The organism is Aeromonas sp. Marseille-Q5825, from assembly GCF_946892685.1.
GTDB lineage: Bacteria > Pseudomonadota > Gammaproteobacteria > Enterobacterales > Aeromonadaceae > Aeromonas > Aeromonas rivipollensis.
The window spans coordinates 696,503-715,191 of the sequence record NZ_CAMPOU010000001.1 but is presented as its reverse complement, the minus strand read 5'-3'; the positions used below and the strand labels follow the sequence as shown (position 1 = coordinate 715,191).

Annotated in this window: 23 protein-coding genes; 15 read left to right on the top strand and 8 right to left on the bottom strand. The window is 64.4% G+C overall.

Going from position 1 to position 18,689, the window contains the following annotated elements; translation table 11 throughout:
• Nucleotides 1-48: 48 nt before the first annotated feature.
• On the bottom strand, nucleotides 49-951 hold the full coding sequence (locus OC537_RS03415; protein ID WP_139745915.1) for a LysR family transcriptional regulator: 903 nt from the start codon (nucleotides 949-951) through the stop codon (nucleotides 49-51).
• Nucleotides 952-1,141: 190 nt separating this feature from the next.
• On the opposite strand from OC537_RS03415, the gene OC537_RS03410 reads away from it, so the two are divergent.
• From OC537_RS03410 to OC537_RS03385, 6 genes are all read left to right on the top strand, one after another.
• Nucleotides 1,142-1,516 carry a DUF6404 family protein gene (locus OC537_RS03410; RefSeq protein WP_262109379.1) on the top strand — a complete coding sequence of 125 codons (375 nt, stop codon included), beginning with the start codon at nucleotides 1,142-1,144 and terminating at the stop codon, nucleotides 1,514-1,516.
• 38 nt (nucleotides 1,517-1,554) lie between these two features.
• Complete coding sequence (locus OC537_RS03405) at nucleotides 1,555-1,911, top strand: VOC family protein (protein ID WP_262109377.1); 357 nt, start codon at nucleotides 1,555-1,557, stop codon at nucleotides 1,909-1,911.
• 70 nt (nucleotides 1,912-1,981) lie between these two features.
• Nucleotides 1,982-2,182: a DUF1737 domain-containing protein gene (locus OC537_RS03400; RefSeq protein WP_111912600.1), complete on the top strand. Its 201-nt coding sequence runs from the start codon at nucleotides 1,982-1,984 to the stop codon at nucleotides 2,180-2,182.
• Between the two features lie 117 nt (nucleotides 2,183-2,299).
• Complete coding sequence (locus OC537_RS03395; protein WP_262109374.1) at nucleotides 2,300-2,590, top strand: putative quinol monooxygenase; 291 nt, start codon at nucleotides 2,300-2,302, stop codon at nucleotides 2,588-2,590.
• An 89-nt stretch (nucleotides 2,591-2,679) separates the two neighbouring features.
• On the top strand, nucleotides 2,680-3,483 hold the full coding sequence (gene dkgB / locus OC537_RS03390) for a 2,5-didehydrogluconate reductase DkgB (RefSeq protein WP_262109372.1): 804 nt from the start codon (nucleotides 2,680-2,682) through the stop codon (nucleotides 3,481-3,483).
• A 538-nt stretch (nucleotides 3,484-4,021) separates the two neighbouring features.
• Complete coding sequence (locus OC537_RS03385; RefSeq protein WP_262109370.1) at nucleotides 4,022-5,194, top strand: MFS transporter; 1,173 nt, start codon at nucleotides 4,022-4,024, stop codon at nucleotides 5,192-5,194.
• Nucleotides 5,195-5,260: 66 nt separating this feature from the next.
• On the opposite strand, the gene cydX is transcribed toward OC537_RS03385, so the two are convergent.
• The 3 genes from cydX to OC537_RS03370 are packed head-to-tail and all read right to left on the bottom strand — an operon-like array spanning nucleotide 5,261 to nucleotide 8,103.
• Nucleotides 5,261-5,374 (bottom strand): cytochrome bd-I oxidase subunit CydX, encoded by a 114-nt coding sequence (gene cydX, locus OC537_RS03380; RefSeq protein WP_025326454.1) that lies wholly within the window; start codon nucleotides 5,372-5,374, stop codon nucleotides 5,261-5,263.
• A 30-nt stretch (nucleotides 5,375-5,404) separates the two neighbouring features.
• Complete coding sequence (gene cydB, locus OC537_RS03375) at nucleotides 5,405-6,532, bottom strand: cytochrome d ubiquinol oxidase subunit II (RefSeq protein WP_262109367.1); 1,128 nt, start codon at nucleotides 6,530-6,532, stop codon at nucleotides 5,405-5,407.
• Nucleotides 6,532-8,103, bottom strand: coding sequence for a cytochrome ubiquinol oxidase subunit I (locus tag OC537_RS03370; RefSeq protein ID WP_262109365.1), 1,572 nt, complete (start codon nucleotides 8,101-8,103; stop codon nucleotides 6,532-6,534). Before OC537_RS03370 ends, cydB begins: the two co-directional genes overlap by 1 nt.
• 120 nt (nucleotides 8,104-8,223) lie before the next feature.
• Between OC537_RS03370 and OC537_RS03365 the strand changes: the two genes are divergently transcribed.
• A complete protein-coding gene (locus OC537_RS03365) occupies nucleotides 8,224-9,642 on the top strand; it encodes a PLP-dependent aminotransferase family protein (protein ID WP_234678333.1) in 1,419 nt (472 codons plus the stop codon).
• A gap of 59 nt (nucleotides 9,643-9,701) precedes the next feature.
• On the opposite strand, the gene OC537_RS03360 is transcribed toward OC537_RS03365, so the two are convergent.
• Nucleotides 9,702-10,355 carry a tellurite resistance TerB family protein gene (locus OC537_RS03360; protein ID WP_262109362.1) on the bottom strand — a complete coding sequence of 218 codons (654 nt, stop codon included), beginning with the start codon at nucleotides 10,353-10,355 and terminating at the stop codon, nucleotides 9,702-9,704.
• Between the two features lie 205 nt (nucleotides 10,356-10,560).
• Between OC537_RS03360 and OC537_RS03355 the strand changes: the two genes are divergently transcribed.
• The 4 genes from OC537_RS03355 to OC537_RS03340 all read left to right on the top strand — a co-directional run bounded on the left by OC537_RS03355 (nucleotide 10,561) and on the right by OC537_RS03340 (nucleotide 12,107).
• A complete protein-coding gene (locus tag OC537_RS03355) occupies nucleotides 10,561-10,863 on the top strand; it encodes a hypothetical protein (protein WP_262109361.1) in 303 nt (100 codons plus the stop codon).
• A gap of 14 nt (nucleotides 10,864-10,877) precedes the next feature.
• Nucleotides 10,878-11,348, top strand: a complete 471-nt coding sequence (locus OC537_RS03350) for an acyl-CoA thioesterase (protein ID WP_139745905.1) — start codon at nucleotides 10,878-10,880, stop codon at nucleotides 11,346-11,348.
• 86 nt (nucleotides 11,349-11,434) lie between these two features.
• A complete protein-coding gene (rsmS, locus tag OC537_RS03345; RefSeq protein WP_111912584.1) occupies nucleotides 11,435-11,590 on the top strand; it encodes a pleiotropic regulatory protein RsmS in 156 nt (51 codons plus the stop codon).
• A gap of 49 nt (nucleotides 11,591-11,639) precedes the next feature.
• On the top strand, nucleotides 11,640-12,107 hold the full coding sequence (locus tag OC537_RS03340) for a GyrI-like domain-containing protein (RefSeq protein WP_262109356.1): 468 nt from the start codon (nucleotides 11,640-11,642) through the stop codon (nucleotides 12,105-12,107).
• 21 nt (nucleotides 12,108-12,128) lie between these two features.
• Here the strand turns inward: OC537_RS03340 and OC537_RS03335 are convergent, their stop codons facing one another.
• On the bottom strand, nucleotides 12,129-12,971 hold the full coding sequence (locus OC537_RS03335; RefSeq protein WP_262110546.1) for a LysR family transcriptional regulator: 843 nt from the start codon (nucleotides 12,969-12,971) through the stop codon (nucleotides 12,129-12,131).
• A gap of 123 nt (nucleotides 12,972-13,094) precedes the next feature.
• Here OC537_RS03335 and OC537_RS03330 point away from each other — a divergent pair, with 123 nt between their 5' ends.
• Together OC537_RS03330 and OC537_RS03325 are read left to right on the top strand one after the other, a co-directional pair.
• A complete protein-coding gene (locus OC537_RS03330; RefSeq protein ID WP_262109354.1) occupies nucleotides 13,095-13,598 on the top strand; it encodes a nucleoside deaminase in 504 nt (167 codons plus the stop codon).
• The gene (locus OC537_RS03325; RefSeq protein WP_262109352.1) at nucleotides 13,591-14,841 is read left to right on the top strand and encodes a cyanate transporter; all 1,251 of its coding nucleotides are present in this window, start codon (nucleotides 13,591-13,593) and stop codon (nucleotides 14,839-14,841) included. Before OC537_RS03330 ends, OC537_RS03325 begins: the two co-directional genes overlap by 8 nt.
• A 44-nt stretch (nucleotides 14,842-14,885) precedes the next feature.
• On the opposite strand, the gene rluF is transcribed toward OC537_RS03325, so the two are convergent.
• On the bottom strand, nucleotides 14,886-15,896 hold the full coding sequence (gene rluF, locus OC537_RS03320; RefSeq protein WP_139746364.1) for a 23S rRNA pseudouridine(2604) synthase RluF: 1,011 nt from the start codon (nucleotides 15,894-15,896) through the stop codon (nucleotides 14,886-14,888).
• Between the two features lie 553 nt (nucleotides 15,897-16,449).
• Here rluF and gdhA point away from each other — a divergent pair.
• Nucleotides 16,450-17,793 (top strand): NADP-specific glutamate dehydrogenase, encoded by a 1,344-nt coding sequence (gdhA, locus tag OC537_RS03315; protein WP_262109346.1) that lies wholly within the window; start codon nucleotides 16,450-16,452, stop codon nucleotides 17,791-17,793.
• Between the two features lie 185 nt (nucleotides 17,794-17,978).
• Nucleotides 17,979-18,194, top strand: coding sequence for a DUF3955 domain-containing protein (locus OC537_RS03310; RefSeq protein WP_262109344.1), 216 nt, complete (start codon nucleotides 17,979-17,981; stop codon nucleotides 18,192-18,194).
• A 13-nt stretch (nucleotides 18,195-18,207) separates the two neighbouring features.
• On the opposite strand, the gene OC537_RS03305 is transcribed toward OC537_RS03310, so the two are convergent.
• Nucleotides 18,208-18,576 carry a VOC family protein gene (locus OC537_RS03305; protein ID WP_262109342.1) on the bottom strand — a complete coding sequence of 123 codons (369 nt, stop codon included), beginning with the start codon at nucleotides 18,574-18,576 and terminating at the stop codon, nucleotides 18,208-18,210.
• Nucleotides 18,577-18,689 lie beyond the last annotated feature (113 nt).

Genomic DNA, 18,689 nt, shown 5'->3' with positions numbered 1-18,689 from the left:
AATGCCCCCTCCACGAGGGGGAGGGGGTTGGCACTGTCGGCATGCCCTCTACAACGCCTCGGCGCCGAGCTGCTCTTTGAGGAAGTCGAGCCAGACCCGCAGCCGGATATCCCGCTGGGCATCGGAGTAGAAGACCGCATGAATGGGGCGCGAGGCGCCGCTGTTGCTGCGGGCCAGCACCTCCACCAGGGCGCCGCTCGCCCTGTCCTCTCCCGTCATGAAGTCCGACAGGCAGACGATCCCTTGACCTCTGAGCGCCAGCTGGCGCAGGGTCTCGCCGCTGCTGGCCCTCAGGGTCGGGGTGATGGCGAACCTGTCCCCCTGCTCAGTGCTGAGCAGCGGCCAGTGGTTGAGGTGATCGGGGTGCAAAAAGCCGAGCAGCTCGTGGCCCGCCAGCAAGTCAGCTGGCTGGCGCGGGGTGCCGCGCGCCTTCAGATAGTCGGGGGACGCGAGCAACCGCAGCTTGGATCGCCCGAGCGGCAGGGCGCGCAGGGAGGAGTCCGTCAGCTCGCCGATGCGAATGGCCATGTCCACCCGCCGCTCCATCAGGTTGATGAAGCCCTCGGAGCTGTGCAGTTGCAGCTCTATGCCGGGGTAGCGGCGGCGAAACTCGCCAATGATGGGCACCAGCCGGTGCAGGATGAAGGGGGTGGCGGCGTCGACCCTCAGAATCCCTTCGGGTTGTTCCCGGCGCATCAGCAGGTGGCTCTCCGCCTCGCTCATCTCGGTCAGCACCTTCACCGCCCGCTGATAGAACCAGCTTCCCTCCTCGGTCAGGCTGACCCGCCGGGTGGTGCGATTGAGCAACACGGTGGCGAGCTTCTCCTCGAGGCGCTTGATGCCGCGGCTCACCACAGAGTTGTCCATGCCGAGGTTCTCCGCCGCCTGGCGAAAGCTGCCCGCCTCCACCACGGCCACGAACAGGGTAAGTTCATCGGAATGGGTCTTCATTGTTGTCATCCTGGCAAGAGTCATGGGGTTTTATAGGCACAATGGCCCTGGGTTGGCAAGGCAGGCGTCACCAGAGACGGATCTTGCCGTCCGCATAACGTGAGCAACCGCCTGTTTTGCTCCCGGCCTTGTGGTTACAATGCCGAAAATTGGCATCGTATGGCGCCAAGCCATCGCAAGGATGAACATCATGAACTTCGAAGAGCGGTTGGCGGCAGCCCACCAGGAGCTTGAAAGCAAAGGCGTGTGGCACGCCAACTACAATCCCCCCTTGCTCAGACTGCTGCGCAGACTGGGCTTGCGACTCAGACCGCCCCACCATGAACGCTTTCTGGTCAACCTGCTTGCCTTTGGTCTGCCGACAGGTGCCATCTGGGGGATGTTGATGTGGTACCTCGGCTGGCAAGATGAGGTGAGTCCGGCCTTCGCCCTGCGCCAGAGCCTGCTGTTCGGCATAGGCTTCGGTCTGCTGATGGGAATCATCGTTTTGGTGCGCTGCAAGCAGCTCAAGCTGACCCCCTGGGACGCCTTGCCGCACTCCACGATCCGCCCCCAGCAAGGCTGACAACCGACATAACCACCGTCATCGACAAGGAGACCCTTATGACCAAGGCCCATGAAAAACTGAACTATGTGGAGTTTGCAGCCAGGGATCTCGCCGCCACCAAGGCCTTCTTCGCCGCCGCCTTTGGCTGGCAGTTCGCGGACTACGGCCCCGATTATTGCGCCTTCGAAGAGGAAGGGCTGGATGGCGGCTTCTATCGCGCGGATCTCTGCTGCCACACGGCTCAGGGGGGCGCCCTGCTGGTGTTCTACAGCGCCGACATAGAGGCAACCCAGGCCAAGGTGAGCCAGCATGGCGGCACCATAGTGCGCCCGCTGTTTGACTTCCCCGGTGGCCGCCGCTTCCACTTTGTCGAGCCCAGCGGCAACGAGTTTGCGGTCTGGTCAGAGGGATAACCCTCAGCGCAGCAGACATGTTATTTCAGCGAAATATTTTGACTTTTAATTTTAAATCAAGGCATTACCCATGAAGCTCTATCGATTTATTACTGGCCCTGATGATAAAGATTTTTGCATGCGGATCTCTGAATTGATGAACAAGGGCTGGGAGCTTCACCATGGCCCGACACTGACCTTCAATGGAAATACTTGCATCGCAGGACAAGCCTTAACTAAAGAAGTCGCTGGCGAAGAATTCGCAATGCCCATAGATCTAACGAAATACTAATGTGTGGGTTCCCCCTCCCTATTGCTGTTCTTTCCTCAATAGTGTTTTGCGACTGCTGCCCTGTTTCCCCCAGTCTGCCGGGGGCATACTGACCGTCGTTTTAGCAAGGAGGTTCAGATGCCATCCCCCCTGATCGTGATTGCCGAGCTTGAGGCCAAGCCTGAATTCGCCGCCGAGTGTCGGGCCGCCCTGGCGCCGCTCGTCAACGCCAGCCGGCAAGAGCCCGGGTGCCTCGGCTACCGGCTGCACCAGAGCATGGAGAACCCCCACGGCTGGATGATCCACGAGGAGTGGGAGAGCGATACGGCGCTCAGTGCCCACCAGCAGCAGCCCCATTTTCTCGCCTTCGTGGCCAACACCCGGGGCTGGTTTGCCAGCACCAGCGTTCGCCGCTATCAGCTAGCCTGAATCCAGCTGCGGCCTGTCCCCTGCCCGCCCTGGATGCGGGGATGGGCCGACACAATATTGAGCGTAGAAACAATAACTTGAGGAATATAATGATGAAGATGCCCAACCTGGGTCTTGGTACCTTTCGCCTGAAAGATCAGCCCCTGCGCGACTCCCTGCTGCAGGGTCTGGATCTCGGCTATCGCCACATAGATACCGCCCAGATCTATGACAACGAGGCCGAAGTGGGCCAGCTGATGAACGAGAGCGGTGTTCCCCGCCAGGATATCTACCTGACCACCAAGGTGTGGACCAGCGAATTTGGCCCGGGCAAGGTGATCCCGAGCCTGGAGCTGAGCCTTGAGAAACTGCGCACCGACTATCTGGATCTGGCGCTTATTCACTGGCCCTCCCCCAAGGATGAGGTGCCGATGGCGGTCTACCTGGAGCAGTTGGCCGAGGCCAAGGCACAAGGCCTGACCCGGGAGATCGGGGTCTCCAACTTCACGGTCGCCCAGCTTAAAGAAGCCATCGCTATCCTGGGGCCGGGCGCCATCGCCCACCAGCAGGTGGAGATCCATCCCCTGCTGCAAAACCGCAAGGTGGTGGAGTTCTGCCAGGAGCACGGCATCGCCATCACCGCCTATATGCCGCTGGCCTATGGCAAGGTGCTGAGCGAGCCGCTCCTGATGGAGATAGGCAAGCGCCACGGCGTCTCAGCGGCCCAGGTGTCCCTGGCCTGGCTGCTGGCCCAGGGCATGACGGTGATCCCAAGCTCCACCAAGCGGGAGAATCTCGCCGCCAACCTGGCCGCCCTCAAGGTGCAACTCAGCCACGAGGAGATGGCACAGATTGCCACCCTGGAGCGAGGGGAGCGCTGCGCCAACCCGGACTTCGCCCCGAATTGGGATTAAACGGGAGAGGACGCATTGTATCTATCGCTGCGGCGGCGGATACCGGCAACCCTCACTAGCCAATTGCAACCACGAGCTATCCCCTCTCCCTGCGGGAGAGGGTTAGGGTGAGGGGCAAGCTATCCCCCCTCATCCCCAACCCTTCTCCCGCCAGGGGAGAAGGGAGCAAAGAAAACCCAACACCGTCGACGAGAACCCCAGCGGGAGGCACCATGCCTCCCGCTTTTTTTGTCTCCAGTATCGCTCCAGCCGCCCGCGCCGCTGACCCCTACCTCTGCTACCTGCCCTTGCCCCTTTCCTCTTTGTTCCCAGCTCGGTTTATACAGCTTGCTTCTACGCGCTTTGCCTCTGCACTCAACTCGCGCTGTACGGCCCGCTCTTGTCTGCGCAGCCTCAGCCATTCCCTCTACCCCATTCCACGGCGCCATTGCTGCTGATTTGGCAAAAGTAATTTGACGTTGCCGTCATTTTTGCCAACAAAGCTCATCGGCATACTGGCGCCATTCTCCCGTCGGGAGCCACTATCCAAGGAGTTTGTATGCCACTGGCATTATTTGCCCTCACCCTGAGTGCCTTTGCGATCGGCACCACCGAATTTGTGATCGTGGGGCTGATCCCCACCATAGCCGAGCAGCTCAATGTCTCGCTCCCCTCGGCGGGCCTGCTGGTCAGCCTCTATGCCCTGGGAGTGGCCATCGGCGCCCCCGTGCTGACGGCGCTCACCGGCAAGCTGCCGCGCAAGTGGCTGCTGGTGGGGTTGATGGCGCTCTTCACCGCCGGCAACCTGCTGGCCTGGCAGGCCCCCGGCTACGAGAGCCTGATCGTCGCCCGGGTGCTGACCGGTCTGGCCCACGGTGTCTTCTTCTCGGTGGGCTCGACCATAGCCACGGGTCTGGTGGCCAGGGAGAAGGCGGCAAGCGCCATCGCCATCATGTTCAGCGGCCTCACAGTCGCCCTGGTGACCGGCGTGCCGCTCGGCACCTGGATTGGTCAGCAGTTCGGCTGGCGCGAGACCTTCCTGGTGGTGAGCGCACTCGGGATCATCGCCATGGTCGGCAGCCTGCTGCTGATCCCGAGCAACCTGCCCAAGGGGACAGCGTCGACCATCCGCGAGCAGCTCGCCGTGCTGACCCACAAGCCGCTGCTGATGGTCTACGCCAAGACGGCGCTTGGCTATGGCGGCGCCTTCACCGCCTTTACCTTCCTCGCCCCCATCTTGCAGCAGGTGAGCGGTTTCGGTGCCAATGCGGTGAGCCTGATCCTGCTGGTGTACGGAGTCTCGGTGGCGGTCGGCAACATCTGGGGCGGCAAGCTGGCGGACAAGATGGGCCCGCTGCCCGCGCTGAAGCTGATGTTTGGCGGCCTGGCACTCATCCTGCTGATGCTCACCTTCACCGCACCCCATCCGGTGCTGGCAGTGCTCACAGTGCTGGTGTGGGGTGCCTTCGCCTTTGGCAACGTGCCGGGCCTGCAGGTGCTGGTGGTGAAACAGGCCGAGCGCCATACCCCGAACGCCGTGGATGTGGCCTCCGGCCTCAACATCGCCGCCTTCAACGTCGGCATCGCCCTGGGCTCTGTCGTTGGCGGTTTTGTGGTGGAGCACCTGGGGTTGATGCACACACCCTGGATCGGGGCCCTCATAGTGCTGCTGGCCTATGGCCTCACCCATGCAAGCGAGAAGCGCGAGGCCAGGCTGGCGCTGGCAATCTAATCCGCCGCACAAAAAAACAAAAAGGCCGACACCCAGTGTCGGCCTTTCTCGTTTTCAGGGGCGGGATCAAGGCTCCTTGAGATCCTCGTCCGCCGCCCAGCGCGCCTCCAGCCAGAGCAGATTGACCAGACCGCACAGCAGCGCAAACCCCAATCCCAGAATCCAGGTGAAATACCACATAGTCGAAGTCTCCCTTCGGTAGAAAGCGGGTTAGTAGAGGCTATGGCCCTGCTGGCGCACCTGCTCGGTACTCATCTTGCCCCGCGCCACCCAGTAGACCCAGAGGGTGTAACCCAGGTTGATGGGCATCAGCACGGCGACGATTCCCAGCATGATGAGCAGGGTGCCCTCGCTGGAGGTGCCGTCCCACAGGGTCAGGCTGCTGGACGGATCCAGGGACGAGGGCAGCACGAAGGGGAAGAGCGCTATGGCCACGGTCAGCATCATGGCGGCGCAGGCACCACCGCTGGCAAGGATCGCCAGCCGCGCCCGGCCAAGGTGGCTTGCCAGCGTGCTCAAGAGCGGCAGCAAGAGGCCGAGGACAGGCACAGCCCAGAGCACTGGGTGCGCCACGAAGTTGCCAAACCAGCCATCCGGCGCCGTCGTCACCTGCTTCATCAGCGGCGTCAGGGCGCTGTTGAGATCCCCAATCTCGGCTATCCGGTAACCGCGCATCTGGCTGAGCCAGACCCCGCCCAGGGCAAACAGGGCGCTCGCCAAGGGCCCGAGCCAGAGGCTTTGGCGGGCGCAGCGCTCGGCTATCACCCCTTGGGTCTTGCACTGCAGGAAGCTGGCGCCGTGCAGCATCAGCAGGGCCAGCGCCGTCCCCATGCAGGTCAACAGCAGCGGCCAGTTGAAATCGAAGGCGCCGTAGTGGATGCGAAGGTGCGAATCGAAGCGAAACGGCAAGCCTTGCAACAGGAAGCCGAGGGTAGCGCCAAACACCAGGGTCGGCAGCAGGGCGCCCATCACCAGGGCCCTGTCCCACCAGCGGCGCCAGAGCGGGTCCGGCAGCTTGCTGCGATAGTCAAAACCGACCGGGCGCAGGAAGAGGCCGAACAGCAGGAACATGAAGGGCACATAGAGCGCCGAGAAGGCGGCGGCATAGACCAGGGGCCAGGCGGCGAACAGGGTGCCGGCCCCGGCGATGAGCCACACCTGGTTGCCCTCCCACACCGGGCCCACGCTGTTGAGCAGCACCCGCCGCTCCTCGTCGTTCTTGGCCACCACGGGGAGCAGCAGGCCGACCCCGAGATCGAAGCCATCCATCACCACGAAGCCGACGAGCAGGAAGAGCACCAGCCCCCACCAGATCACTTTCAGGGTTTCGTAATCCATCAGAGCGCACTCCCGCTTGCCAAGACTTCACCTTGATAACGACCCGTCTGCAGGCTGGCGGGCCCTTTGCGGATCACATGACGCAACAAGAACAGCTCCACCACCAGCAACGTGCTGTAAATGAGGAAGATGGCGATGAGGCTGAACCAGAGTTGGCCCGGTTGCAGCAAGGAGACGGACGCCGACACCGGCAGCACGTCGCTGATGGTCCAGGGCTGGCGGCCGAACTCGGCCACGAACCAGCCCGCCTCTATGGCAATCCAGGGCAGGGGTATGCTCCAGAACAGGGCTTTGAGCAGGCGGGGCGATTGCACCAGCCTGCCCCGGCACAGCTGCAGGAAGGCGGCGCCAAAGAGCAGCAGCAACCCCCCCCCTATGCCCACCATCAGCCTGAAGCTCCAGAACAGCGGCGCCACCTGGGGGATGGAGTCGTCCACCGCCTTGGCTATGGCCCCCTCGTCCGCCTTGCCGATCTCCTTGGCATAGGGGGTCAGCAGCAGACCGTAGCCGAGATCGGCGCGGTGGCGCTCGAAGGTGGCCCTGGCCTCGGCATTGCTACCATCCGCTCGCAGGGCTTCCAGAGCCTCGTGGGCCAGCATGCCGCTGCGGATGCGCACCTCATGCTGCGCCTTCAGATCTTTAAGGCCTGTCACCTGCTCATCCAGGGAGCGGGTGGCTATGATGCCCATCAGATAGGGGATCTTGATGGCCGCGTGAGTGGTCTCGGCACCCTGATCCGGCAGGCCGAACAGGGTGAAGGAGGCAGGGGCGGGTTCGGTCTCCCACTCCGCCTCTATGGCGGCGAGCTTGACCTTCTGCACCTCCCCTGAGCGGTAGCCCGACTCGTCCCCGAGGACGATGACAGAGAGGATGGCGGCGAGGCCAAAGCCCGAGGCGATGGCAAAGGATCGCAGGGCGAAGCGCACCTCCATGCGGCGCAGCAGATACCAGCTGCTCACCCCCATCACGAACAGGGAGGCCGCCACATAACCCGCCGCCACAGTGTGGACGAACTTGACCTGGGCCACGGGGTTGAAGATCACCGCCGCCACGTCCACCAGCTCCATGCGCATCGTCATGGGGTTGAACTCGGCGCCGACCGGGTTCTGCATCCAGCCGTTGGCGATGAGGATCCAGAGGGCGGAGAGGTTGGAGCCCAGCGCCACCAGCGCCGTCACCAGCAGATGCTGGCCCCGGGAGAGCTTGTCCCAGCCGAAGAAGAAGAGGCCCACCAGGGTGGATTCGAGGAAGAAGGCCATCAGCCCCTCCACCGCCAGCGGAGTGCCGAAGATGTCGCCGACGTAGTGGGAGTAGTAGGCCCAGTTGGTCCCGAACTGGAACTCCAGGGTGATCCCGGTGGTGACCCCCATGACGAAGTTGATGCCAAACAGCTTGCCCCAGAAGCGGGTGATGTCCTTGTAGATCACCTTGCCGGTCATCACGTAGGCGGACTCGGCGATCACCAGGATCCAGGACAGCCCCAGGGTGAGGGGCACAAACAGAAAGTGGAACATCGCCGTCGCGCCGAACTGTATTCGGGAGAGGCTGACCACATCATCCAGGCTTATCATGCATGACTCTCTATGTTGCATTTAACAGACAGGTTTTCGCCCGTTAAGTACAACACGTGCCATGACACCTATAACAGATGCAGTTATAGTGAAATCCACCTATAACAGTTAGGACACACCATGTCCCGTTACGGTCAGCTGGCTGCCTTGTTGCAACAGCAGATAGAGAGCGGCCTCTGGCAGCCGGGGGAGCGCATCCCCTCCATCCGCCAGAGTTGCAAGACCCACGGCCTCAGCCCCATGACGGTGCTGCAGGCCTACCAGTTGCTCGAGAGCCGCGGCCTTATCCTGGCCAGGCCCCAGTCCGGCTACTACGTCAAGGCCGCCACCTCCCCGCTGCAGGCGAGCGCCGCCCAGCAGGCCCACTACAGCGGTTCGGTGGACATCAACGATCTGGTGTTCGAGGTGTTGCAGGCGAGCAAGTCCCGGGAGCTGGTGCCGCTGGGGCTCGCGGTGGCCGATCCCGCCCTCTTCCCCCATCCCCAGCTCGGCCGGGCACTGGCGAGCTGCATGCGCCGCCTCGATCCCTTCAGCACGGTCGCAGATCTGCCCCCCGGTAACGAGGCGCTGCGCCGCGCCATCGCCCAGCGTTACGCCAGCGACGGCCTGGCGGTGGACCCTCAGGAGATCATCATCACCACTGGCGCCATGGAGGCCCTCTCCCTCAGCCTGCAGGTGTTGACCGAGCCTGGGGACTGGGTGGTGGTGGAGTCCCCCACCTTCTACGGCGCCCTGCAGGCCATAGAGCGCTTGCAGCTCAAGGTGGTGGAAATCCCTGTGATCCCCGGGGTGGGCATCGATCTTGCCCTGCTCACCGAGGCCCTGGCCCAGCGTCCCATCAAGGCGTGCTGGCTGATGGGCAACGTCCAGCACCCCCTGGGCCACACCATGCCGGATGGCCACAAGCAGGGGCTGATGGCGCTGCTCAACGCCCATGAGGTGCCCCTGGTGGAGGACGACGTCTACGCCGAGCTCTACTTTGGCCGCGAGCGCCCCAGCCCCATCAAGCGCTGGGATGCCCGGGGCGACAGCCTGCTGTGCGGCTCCTGGACCAAGTGCCTGGCGCCGGGCTTTCGGGTCGGCTGGGTGGTGGCCGGTCCCCATGCCGAGCGCATCCAGCGGCTGCAACTGATGTCGACCCTCTCCACCAATGTGCCGAGCCAGCTGGCGCTCGCCGACATGCTGCGCCAGGGCGGGGTGGATGCCCACTTTCGCCGCCTGCGCCACACCCTGGCCCAGCGCCAGCAGCAGATGCGGGCGGCCCTGCTGCGCCTCTTCCAGGACGAGGTGCGCATCTCGACCCCGAATGGCGGCTACTTCCTCTGGCTGACATTCGACGAGCGCCTCGACAGCCGGGCACTCTATGCCCAGGCGCTGGCCAGCGGCTTCTCACTGGCCCCCGGGGCCCTGTTCTCGAGCCAGGGCCAGCACAACCACTGCCTGCGCCTCAACAGCGCCCATCCCTGGAGCCCGGCGCTGGAGGCCGCCCTCACCCGGCTGGCGGCCCTGGTCCACCAGCAGCTCGCGCCCCATCAATAGACCACCAACGACAAGGCCCCATGACGGGGCCTTGTGGACAATCTTATGGCTGCCTGGGCTCAACCCGGCGCGCCCAGCTGGGCCACCTGGCGCTCTATGCTGGCTTTGAGGTTGTCATCGAGTTTGAGGGCACGGGCCAGCTCATCGAGATAGCCGCGCTCCATGAAGTGATCCACCTCGACGGCGAGCAGGGAGGCGAGATAGACCTCGGTGGCCTGCTCCATGTCGGTCACTTCCCGGGCCAGGGCTTGCGGGTCCAGCGGGCGGGCCAGCTCGGCATCAATCCAGCGAGCGGCATCGGGCTGGCCCTGCTCGGTCAGGTACTGCTGGATCTTCTGACGCTCGTTGCCGTCGATGTGGCCGTCGGCCCGGGCCGCCGCCACCATGGCGCGCACCAGCAAGCTGGCGCGGGCATCCAGTTCGGCGCCCGCCAGCTCGTTGAGGGGATGGGGCGTGCCGGCCGCAGGCGCACTCTGGTTCTGCTGCCAGTCCTGATAGAGCTTGTAGGCCAGCCCGCCGAGGGCGGCCGCCCCACCCACCGCCGCCACCTTGGTGCCGTACTTGCGCATCTTCTTGTTGCCAAGCAGCAGCGCCATGGCCCCGGCGGCCAGCCCCCCCTGGGCCATGCCCTTCATCTGGGCCTTGCGCGTGTCACCGCCATCGTTGAGCCAGCCCTTGCCAGCTCCCATCAATTGCTCCAGCATCTGTTTCATGGGGCCTCCTCATTTGCATGAGCTGCCATGCTGGGCCGCCGCCGCTGAACTCAAGGTGAATGGATGCCCGCGCCCCGTTTGGTGCCGCTGACCCGCGGACTCTGGTTGGATGAGTCCTGGTCGCTGCGGTTGTTATTGTCATCACTGGCCATTTCGGGGGCATAGCCCTGGGCATGGCGAGGCGCCCTTCGCAAGGAGACAACCCATGATGAAGCTGGTCATACTGCTGCTCGGTGGCACCCTCTCGGGCGGCCTGCTCGCCATAGAACAGGCTCGGGAAACCCATCAGGCCGGGCTGGACAGAGCCTGTGCCAACGCCCGGCAACAACAGACGATACAAGAGAGGCAGCAGCGCATCGATGCCTGCGTCAGGGCCGGGGGCAAGACGACCCGCTGCCAGCAGGAGTACGCCAGCCTCGGCCAGCGCACCGGCAATGAACGCCCCTATGTGTCATCCCTGCCTCCCTGCCAGCAGGCCGAGGCCTACCGCAAGAGTGACCGGCAATGAACCGAGGAGACGATATGACCCCACCCCACGAGCTGACCTTGCAATTTCTCGCCGAACCCGCCGACGTCAACTTCGGTGGCAAGGTCCATGGCGGCATGGTGATGAAGTGGATCGATCAGGCCGGCTACGCCTGCGCCGCCGGCTGGTGTGGCGGCTATGCCGTCACCGTCTATGTGGGGGGCATTCGCTTTTTGCGCCCCATCCAGATAGGCCAGCTGGTGGAGGTGCACGCCAGGGTGATCCACACGGGCACCACCAGCATGCACCTGGCGGTGGATGTCTACAGCCGCCACCCCACTGACCCCCAGCGCCACAAGACCACCCACTGCATCATCATCTTCGTGGCCATGGACGAGCACGGCAAGCCGAGCCCGGTGCCCCAATGGCAGCCGGTGAGCGAGCAGGATCTGAGCTTGCAGCAGTACGCCAGGAAGCTGATGGCCCTGCGCGAGGAGCTCGACAAGGAGATGCGCCAGCACATGTGAAGCCCTTCAGGTCCCGGGCAACCGGGGCGTGTCTTCACGGCCCGCGGCGCTATAATGGCGCCCACTCTGCCCCATGAGAAATCAAGATGTCACTGGAAAATGCACCACCCGAGGTCAAACTCGCGGTGGATCTGATAGAACTGCTGGAAACCAACCAGATTGCCCCGGATCTCGCCCTGGCGGCGCTCGCCATCGTCCGCCGGGACTATGAGCGCAAGCTCGAGGAAGGCCGGGCGCACTGACGCGTTCACCTAGACTCTGTCCCTTCACCCTTCCAACCCAGGAGGCGCTATGTCAGACCCCGTTCGCTTCGAAACCGGCAAGGCCATGCTGCTTGGCGGCCTGCGCCGCCATCATAGCTTCCAGCACGGCGACTTCGCCGGCCAGTGGCGTGACTTCAGCAACCTTGGCCCCCTGCCGGGTCAGCTGGGGGAGCACGCCTACGGCGTCATCTGCGCCGCCACCGCCACCGAGTGCGAATATATGTGCGCGGTGGAAGTAGCGGCGCTGGAGGTGCTGCCCCCCGGGATCGGCCGGATGCGGATCACTCCCCAGACCTACGCCGTCTTCCTGCACCGGGGCCATGTCGATGCCTTGCCCCAAACCTGGCAGCAGGCGCTGGCGTGGCTGGCGCACTCAGGCTACGAGTCGGCCCACCAGCCGGATTTTGAGCGCTACGGCGACGCCTTTGACCCGGATAGCGGCAGCGGCGAGGTGGAAGTCTGGCTCGCCGTGGTGCCCAGACAATCCCTGGCCTGAGGCCTCGGGCCTGGCTTGTTCCTACCTGGGCCCCATCACCTCGTCACAGAGCGCGATCAGGGCCTCGCACAGCCGGCTGAGGGGCTCACTGTCTCCGGCCCCCAGGTGCAGGGCCAGCTCCACCGAGCGCACCGCCGGCCAATCCACCAGCGCCACCTGATCGGGCTGCTGCAATCGGGCAGGCAGCAGGCTCACCCCTATGCCCGCGCTCACCGCCCCCTGCAGGCTGGCGAGGCTGGCACTCACGTAGGCGATGCGCCAGGGGATCCCCCTGGCATCCAGGGCCTCGGTGATCTGGCGCCGATAGAGGCCTTCGCTCGGAAACACCACCAGGGGAACAGGCTCCCGCTCGCAGGCAGGCCAGCCGCGGCTGTCGACCCAGGCCAGCGGCTCGCGCCAACGGGCGATGGGCTCCCCCTGCCCCCGCCCCTGCTTGATCAGCGCCAGATCCAGCTCCCCCCCTTCGAAGGCCTGCCACAGCACGTGGCTAAGACCGCTTTGCACCTCCAGCCTCACCTCGGGGTATTGCCGGGCAAAGGCCGCCAGCACAGCCGTCATGGCGCCGGCGGCGAAATCCTCGGGCACCCCGAGGCGCAGGGGGTGACTGGCCTCGCTCACCCGCTCCCCCGCCCGGGCCAGCAGCCCCAGGATGCGGCGCGCCAGCCCCAGCAGTGTTTCCCCCTGGGCCGTGGTCACCACCTGGCGGCCGGATCTGTCGAGCAGCGGGCAACCGAGCTGCTGCTCGAGGCGGCGCATCTGCTGGCTGATGGTGGACTGGGTCAGGTGCATCCGCTCGCCGGCACGGGTGAAACTGCCGGTCTCGACGATGGCGACAAAGCTCTGCAGCAGGTGGGGATCCAGCAAGGGTCGCTCCATGGGGGGATTCTCCATTTATAAAATCACTGAAAGTCATTTTATCATTTAATTTCCAAATGACTTGCGGGCCCGTTAGGCTGCCGTCACCCCCTCTTTTGCCAGGATGATCCCATGTCACAGCCTCCCCAGTCCGGTGCCCGCCCGGTGAACTCCCTCAGTGCCGTCTCGGCCCCCAGCCATCAGGCATGGCTGGAGCAGACCCTGCAGCTGGCCCTGACCCACCGCCAGCAAGGGGGCCGCCCCTTCGCAGCCCTCTTGGTGCGAGACAACCAGCTGGTGGCGAGCGCCGTCAACCGCATGCTGGAAGCGGGGGATCCCAGCCGTCACGCCGAGCTGGAGGCGCTGCGGGAGGGGAGCCGCAAGGGCCCGCTTGCCGGCGCCGTGGTCTATGCCAGCGGCCACCCCTGCCCCATGTGCCTGTGCGCCCTGGTGATGAACGGCATCAGCGCCGTCTACTACGCCTTCGACAATGAAGACGCCGCCCCCTTCGGCTTTGACAGCAGCGCCAGTTACGACAGGCTGCGACTGCCGCTCTGCCCGCCACCCCTGCCCCTCATCAAGTTGCCAAGCTCCATACCGGCCGCCGCCCTCTACGGCCCCCAGTCCCATGGTTAAGCGCCATCTCCCCTCCGGCAGCGGCGCCCTGCTGGTGCTGGTGGTGCTGATTGGCATCAACCTGCGCCCCTTCCTCACCGCCATAGGCCCCCTGGCGGGGCAGATAGACGCCCAGCTGGGCCTCGGCATGGACAGGCTGGCCTGGGTCACCCTGCTGCCGCTGCTGCTGATCGGAGTCGGTGTCCTGCTCACCCCGGCCCTGCTCGACAAGGCCGGGCCGCGCCCCTTGCTCGGGGCGGCCCTGTTGCTGCTGACGCTGGGCAGCGCCCTGCGCCTCAGCCTGTCCAGCGGCACCCTGCTCATCGCCAGCGCCGCCCTGTGCGGGCTGGGGTCGGCCCTGGTGCAGGGGACACTGCCCGGCCTCATCAAGGGGACCTTTGCGGGCAAGGTGCCCCTGGTGATGGGGATCTTCTCGGCCTGCATGATGGGGGGCGGGGCGCTCGGCGCCGTGCTCACCCCCAGGGTCGCCCTGCACCTCGACTGGTCCCGGGCGCTGGCCCTCTGGAGCCTGCCGGTGCTGCTGGCCCTGCTCTGGCTCGGCTGGCGGGTGCGCCTGCCCGCCGCCGCACCGCACTCCGCCCCATCAGGGGAACCGCGGCTGATCGCGCTGCCCCGCGCCTGGCTGCTGATCGCCTGCTTTGGCATCATCAACAGCGGCTACGGCATAGTCGTGGCCTGGCTGGCCCCCGCCTACCTGGCGCTGGGATGGAGCCCCCAGCAGGGGGGCGAGCTGGTGGCCTGGCTGGCCCTGGCCCAGACCGCCAGCGGCCTGGGTCTGCCGCTGCTGGCGGCACGCAAGGAGGACAGGCGCCCCTGGATGGGGCTGGCCATAGTGATGCAGGTGGCGGGCTTTGGCGGCCTCTGGCTCGCCCCACAAGCCGCCCCCATCCTCTGGTGCCTGCTGTGCGGCGCCGGCCTTGGCGGCAGCTTCTCCCTCATCATGGTGATTGCGCTGGATCACCTGCCAGACCCCAGACGCGCCGGTAGCCTGAGCGCCCTGATGCAGGGATTTGGCTTCATGCTGGCGGCCACAGGCCCCTGGGTGGCGGCCCGCCTGCACCACCTGAGCGGTGACTTCGCCAGCGCCTGGCAGTGGCAGCTCAGCGGCTTGATGCTGATGAGCCTGCTGGTGCTGCGCCTGAACCCGCGCCACTACGCTCACGTGATGGGGGCCAGGGCGATGGGGCAGCCCGCCCCCCTCACCCAAAGGGCCCAGACGGCACAAAGCGATACACCGGCCTAGGGCCGGTGTATCGGGAGCACATCAGAGGGCGATGAGGGGGCGAACTAGCGCCCCTTCTTCTGCCGCCCGGCCTGGCTGGATCGCGGCTTGCCCGGGGCCGGTTTGCCGCCCTTGCTGGGGGCACCTTTAGCTGCGGCGGCTTTGCCTGCGCCACCTTTGCCAACAGTCCCCTTGCCGGCGGGGCTCTTCTTCTCGAAGGCCTCCGGGCCCGGCACATTGGGGCGGCCGCCAATCTCGTGATCGTCGTCCCGGCGCGGCTTCTTGCCCTGGGCCGGTTTGGCGGTTTGCGCCGCCGGGGTCTTGGGTTTCTCCCCCTTGGCCGGTTTCACCTCGGAGGAGGAGTCTTCAATGAGCTTGAACAACTCGATCAGCTCGTCGTCGGTGAGATCGCGCCACTCCCCTACCGGCAATCCCTTGAGGCTGACGTTCATGATGCGGATACGCTCGAGCTTGGTCACCTCGAAGCCGAAGTGCTCACACATGCGGCGGATCTGGCGGTTCAGCCCCTGCACTAGCGTGATGCGGAACACGAAGGGAGCCTCCCGCTTCACCTTGCACTTCTTGGTGACGGCGCCGAGGATGGGCACCCCGGCCCCCATGCCCCGGATAAACTCATCGGTCACCGGCTTGTCGACGGTCACCAGGTACTCTTTCTCGTGATCGTTGCCCGCCCGCAGTATCTTGTTCACCAGATCCCCGTGGTTGGTGAGGAAGATGAGGCCCTGGGAGTCCTTGTCGAGGCGCCCGATGGGGAAGATGCGGGTGCTGTGGTTGACAAAGTCGACTATGTTGTCCTTCTCTCCCGCCTCTGTGGTGGAGACTATGCCCACCGGCTTGTTCAGCACGATGAAGACCAGGCTGTCGGCTTCGCGCGCCTCTATCACCTGACCGTTGACCTTGACCAGATCCCCGGCAAACACCTGATCGCCGATCCCGGCCCGCTTGCCGTTGATGTAGACATGGCCCTGCTCGATGAAGCGGTCGGCCTCGCGACGGGAGCAGATGCCGCTCTCGCTGATGTATTTGTTCAGGCGCATGGATTCATCGGCCAGCATGGGTCACCTGCCAGATCGTGGAGTTCAGAAGAAGTGTCGGCTGAGTCAGCCGGGTCATGGTCGGGTTAGTCTGCATACGGTTCCATCTACAAAAAGAATCTACAAAAAGCACCTGCAAAAAGTCTCTTCAAAAGGGCAAGGCTGCCCTTTCATCAATAAACCCATCAAAAAACGCCGCTACAGTAGCATATTGCGCCATCCCTTGCCCCGCCCCGTGCACCGGATCCTGCTATTCGCCCCGAAGAGAACCGCCGCCCGGCGGATGCCGCCTCGCAGATAAGACTCCCCTTGCCCATTCACCCCTTCATCTTGCCCATGCTCTCACCCTCCTCTCCCCTGCCCCGCCCAGCCTCGCCTGAAGCGACAGGCCAAGGGCCGCAGAGAGCGTCGAAGGATACCCATAGAGAGGGATGAACTAAAACTTGCTATTTATTGACCAAAAATGCATAAAAAGATTTTCGTCAGCGCGAATTATCATGCTCGCGTCGGCCATGTAGCGGCGCCGACCCGTCTCTGGCAAGAGGCCAATTTCCCTTTATTACAGGAGTTACAGATGAGTCATTCCCTCTCTCAGGAGGCATTCCTGGCCCAGGTGGCCAGCCGCAACCCCCACCAACCCGAGTTCATCCAGGCGGTGAGCGAGGTGGTCGCCTCCATCTGGCCCTATGTGGAACGCCACCCCCGCTACCTGCAACACGGCCTGCTGGAGCGGCTGGTGGAGCCCGAGCGCCTCATCCAGTTTCGGGTGAGTTGGGTGGATGACCAGGGTCAGGTGCAGGTCAACCGCGGCTACCGCATCCAGCACAACAGCGCCATAGGTCCCTTCAAGGGGGGCATGCGCTTCCACCCCTCGGTGGATCTCTCGGTGCTCAAGTTCCTCGCCTTCGAGCAGACCTTCAAGAACGCCCTCACCACCCTGCCCATGGGGGGCGGCAAGGGGGGCAGCGATTTCGATCCCAAGGGCAAGAGCGAGGGGGAAGTGATGCGCTTCTGCCAGGCGCTGATGCTGGAGCTCTATCGCCACCTGGGTGCCAACACCGACGTGCCGGCCGGTGACATCGGGGTGGGCGGGCGTGAGGTGAGCTACATGGCGGGCATGATGAAGAAGCTCACCAACAGCGCCGAGTGCGTCTTCACCGGCAAGGGGCTCTCCTTTGGCGGCAGCCTGATCCGCCCGGAAGCCACGGGTTACGGCCTGCTCTATTTCGCCCAGGCCATGCTGGCCCACCGTGGCCAGTCCCTGGCCGGCATGCGGGTCTCGGTGTCGGGCTCGGGCAACGTTGCCCAATACGCCATCGAGAAGGCGATGGCGCTGGGCGCCTGTGTCATCAGCGCCTCCGACTCCGGTGGCACCGTCTACGATCCGGACGGCTTCACCCCAGAGAAGCTGGCCCGCCTGATGGAACTTAAAAACGAGCAGCGCAAGCGGGTGGCGGATTACGCCCATGAGCTGGGGCTGGAGTTCTTCACCGGTCGCACTCCCTGGCACCTGCAAGCGGACGTCGCCCTGCCTTGCGCCACCCAGAACGAGCTGGATGCAGAGGATGCCGCAGCCTTGGTCGCCAATGGGGTGCAACTGGTGGCCGAGGGGGCCAACATGCCCTCCAGCGCCGCCGCCATCAAGGTCTTCCACGAGGCGCGGGTGCTGTTCGCCCCGGGCAAGGCCGCCAACGCCGGTGGGGTCGCCACCTCGGGCCTGGAGATGAGCCAGAATGCCCAGCGCCTCTCCTGGACCCGGGAAGAGGTGGATGCCCGCCTCAAGGGGATCATGACCAGCATCCACGCCACCTGTGTACGTTATGGCCAGGATGACGACCATGTGAACTACGAAAGCGGCGCCAACATCGCCGGCTTCGTCAAGGTAGCCGACGCCATGCTGGCGCAAGGGGTCTGCTAGTCACGCCCTTCCCCGTGACATCCCCCAAAGCAACAGGGCAGCCCATGGCTGCCCTGTTGCTCTATATGCATAGCTGTTGCTTTAATCTGGGCGACCGCAGGTTGCATGGCCGATACCACTTCACGCTCGCTTCACCCAGCCATGACACCCTCACCCCTCTTCCATACGCGAACGAGGACAACGAGATGACAACGACCATAGGCGCCCTGCTGATCCTGGCCGGGCTCGGCTGCTTTGTGGCCTTCAACCTGCTTGGCACCACAGTGGATGCACAGGGATTCTTGCACGAGCCCTTTGCCCTGCTGCCCCTGGGCTATCTGCTGCTCTTCACCGGCATGGTGCTCAGCTTGCGCCCGCTACTGCGCAGGGCCCTCACCAAAGGGGAAGAAAACCGGCCCTGATGCGTCAGGGGACTCAGCGATAGCGGCTGATCTCGATGAGGTTCTGATCCGGATCCAGGCAATAGACAGATTCTATGGGGCCGCAGGCACCGCTCTTCGTCACGGGCCCCTCCACTATCTCGACCCCCTGGCTCGCCAGCTGGGCCATCACCTGATCCAGGGGCCAGCGGGTGATGAGGCAGAGATCCCCCGAACCTACCTGTGCCCGGTTGCGCGGCTCCTCCCCCAGCAGTTGCAGATTGATCTTCTGGTTGCCAAAGCGCAGGGCCCGGCGCCCGGCCCCGAAGGTGATGGGCTCCATCTTGAAGGCGCGGCTGTAAAACGCTACCGCCCGCTCTATGTCGCTGACCGTCAATACCAGATGGTCGATATGGCTGATCATGCTTCCTCCCTGTGATGGTGATCGCCCCCCATCATAGCCAGCCCCCTTGGCAAAGACTGTGCCTTGGCGCACATCCATTATCCCTAAGCATTTCTTTTATCAGGGGAATACGC

Bases quoted from the DNA above. Each gene is read 5' to 3' on its own strand.
- OC537_RS03310 (WP_262109344.1), top strand. From the start codon at position 17,979: ATGACAACGACCATAGGCGCCCTGCTGATCCTGGCCGGGCTCGGCTGC.
- OC537_RS03355 (WP_262109361.1), top strand. From the start codon at position 10,561: ATGATGAAGCTGGTCATACTGCTGCTCGGTGGCACCCTCTCGGGCGGC.
- cydB (WP_262109367.1), bottom strand. From the start codon at position 6,532: ATGGATTACGAAACCCTGAAAGTGATCTGGTGGGGGCTGGTGCTCTTC.
- dkgB (WP_262109372.1), top strand. From the start codon at position 2,680: ATGATGAAGATGCCCAACCTGGGTCTTGGTACCTTTCGCCTGAAAGAT.
- OC537_RS03385 (WP_262109370.1), top strand. From the start codon at position 4,022: ATGCCACTGGCATTATTTGCCCTCACCCTGAGTGCCTTTGCGATCGGC.
- OC537_RS03330 (WP_262109354.1), top strand. From the start codon at position 13,095: ATGTCACAGCCTCCCCAGTCCGGTGCCCGCCCGGTGAACTCCCTCAGT.
- OC537_RS03365 (WP_234678333.1), top strand. From the start codon at position 8,224: ATGTCCCGTTACGGTCAGCTGGCTGCCTTGTTGCAACAGCAGATAGAG.
- OC537_RS03400 (WP_111912600.1), top strand. From the start codon at position 1,982: ATGAAGCTCTATCGATTTATTACTGGCCCTGATGATAAAGATTTTTGC.
- OC537_RS03305 (WP_262109342.1), bottom strand. From the start codon at position 18,576: ATGATCAGCCATATCGACCATCTGGTATTGACGGTCAGCGACATAGAG.
- OC537_RS03370 (WP_262109365.1), bottom strand. From the start codon at position 8,103: ATGATAAGCCTGGATGATGTGGTCAGCCTCTCCCGAATACAGTTCGGC.
- OC537_RS03360 (WP_262109362.1), bottom strand. From the start codon at position 10,355: ATGAAACAGATGCTGGAGCAATTGATGGGAGCTGGCAAGGGCTGGCTC.
- rsmS (WP_111912584.1), top strand. From the start codon at position 11,435: ATGTCACTGGAAAATGCACCACCCGAGGTCAAACTCGCGGTGGATCTG.
- OC537_RS03350 (WP_139745905.1), top strand. From the start codon at position 10,878: ATGACCCCACCCCACGAGCTGACCTTGCAATTTCTCGCCGAACCCGCC.
- rluF (WP_139746364.1), bottom strand. From the start codon at position 15,896: ATGCTGGCCGATGAATCCATGCGCCTGAACAAATACATCAGCGAGAGC.
- cydX (WP_025326454.1), bottom strand. From the start codon at position 5,374: ATGTGGTATTTCACCTGGATTCTGGGATTGGGGTTTGCGCTGCTGTGC.
- OC537_RS03395 (WP_262109374.1), top strand. From the start codon at position 2,300: ATGCCATCCCCCCTGATCGTGATTGCCGAGCTTGAGGCCAAGCCTGAA.
- OC537_RS03325 (WP_262109352.1), top strand. From the start codon at position 13,591: ATGGTTAAGCGCCATCTCCCCTCCGGCAGCGGCGCCCTGCTGGTGCTG.
- gdhA (WP_262109346.1), top strand. From the start codon at position 16,450: ATGAGTCATTCCCTCTCTCAGGAGGCATTCCTGGCCCAGGTGGCCAGC.
- OC537_RS03340 (WP_262109356.1), top strand. From the start codon at position 11,640: ATGTCAGACCCCGTTCGCTTCGAAACCGGCAAGGCCATGCTGCTTGGC.
- OC537_RS03415 (WP_139745915.1), bottom strand. From the start codon at position 951: ATGAAGACCCATTCCGATGAACTTACCCTGTTCGTGGCCGTGGTGGAG.
- OC537_RS03405 (WP_262109377.1), top strand. From the start codon at position 1,555: ATGACCAAGGCCCATGAAAAACTGAACTATGTGGAGTTTGCAGCCAGG.
- OC537_RS03410 (WP_262109379.1), top strand. From the start codon at position 1,142: ATGAACTTCGAAGAGCGGTTGGCGGCAGCCCACCAGGAGCTTGAAAGC.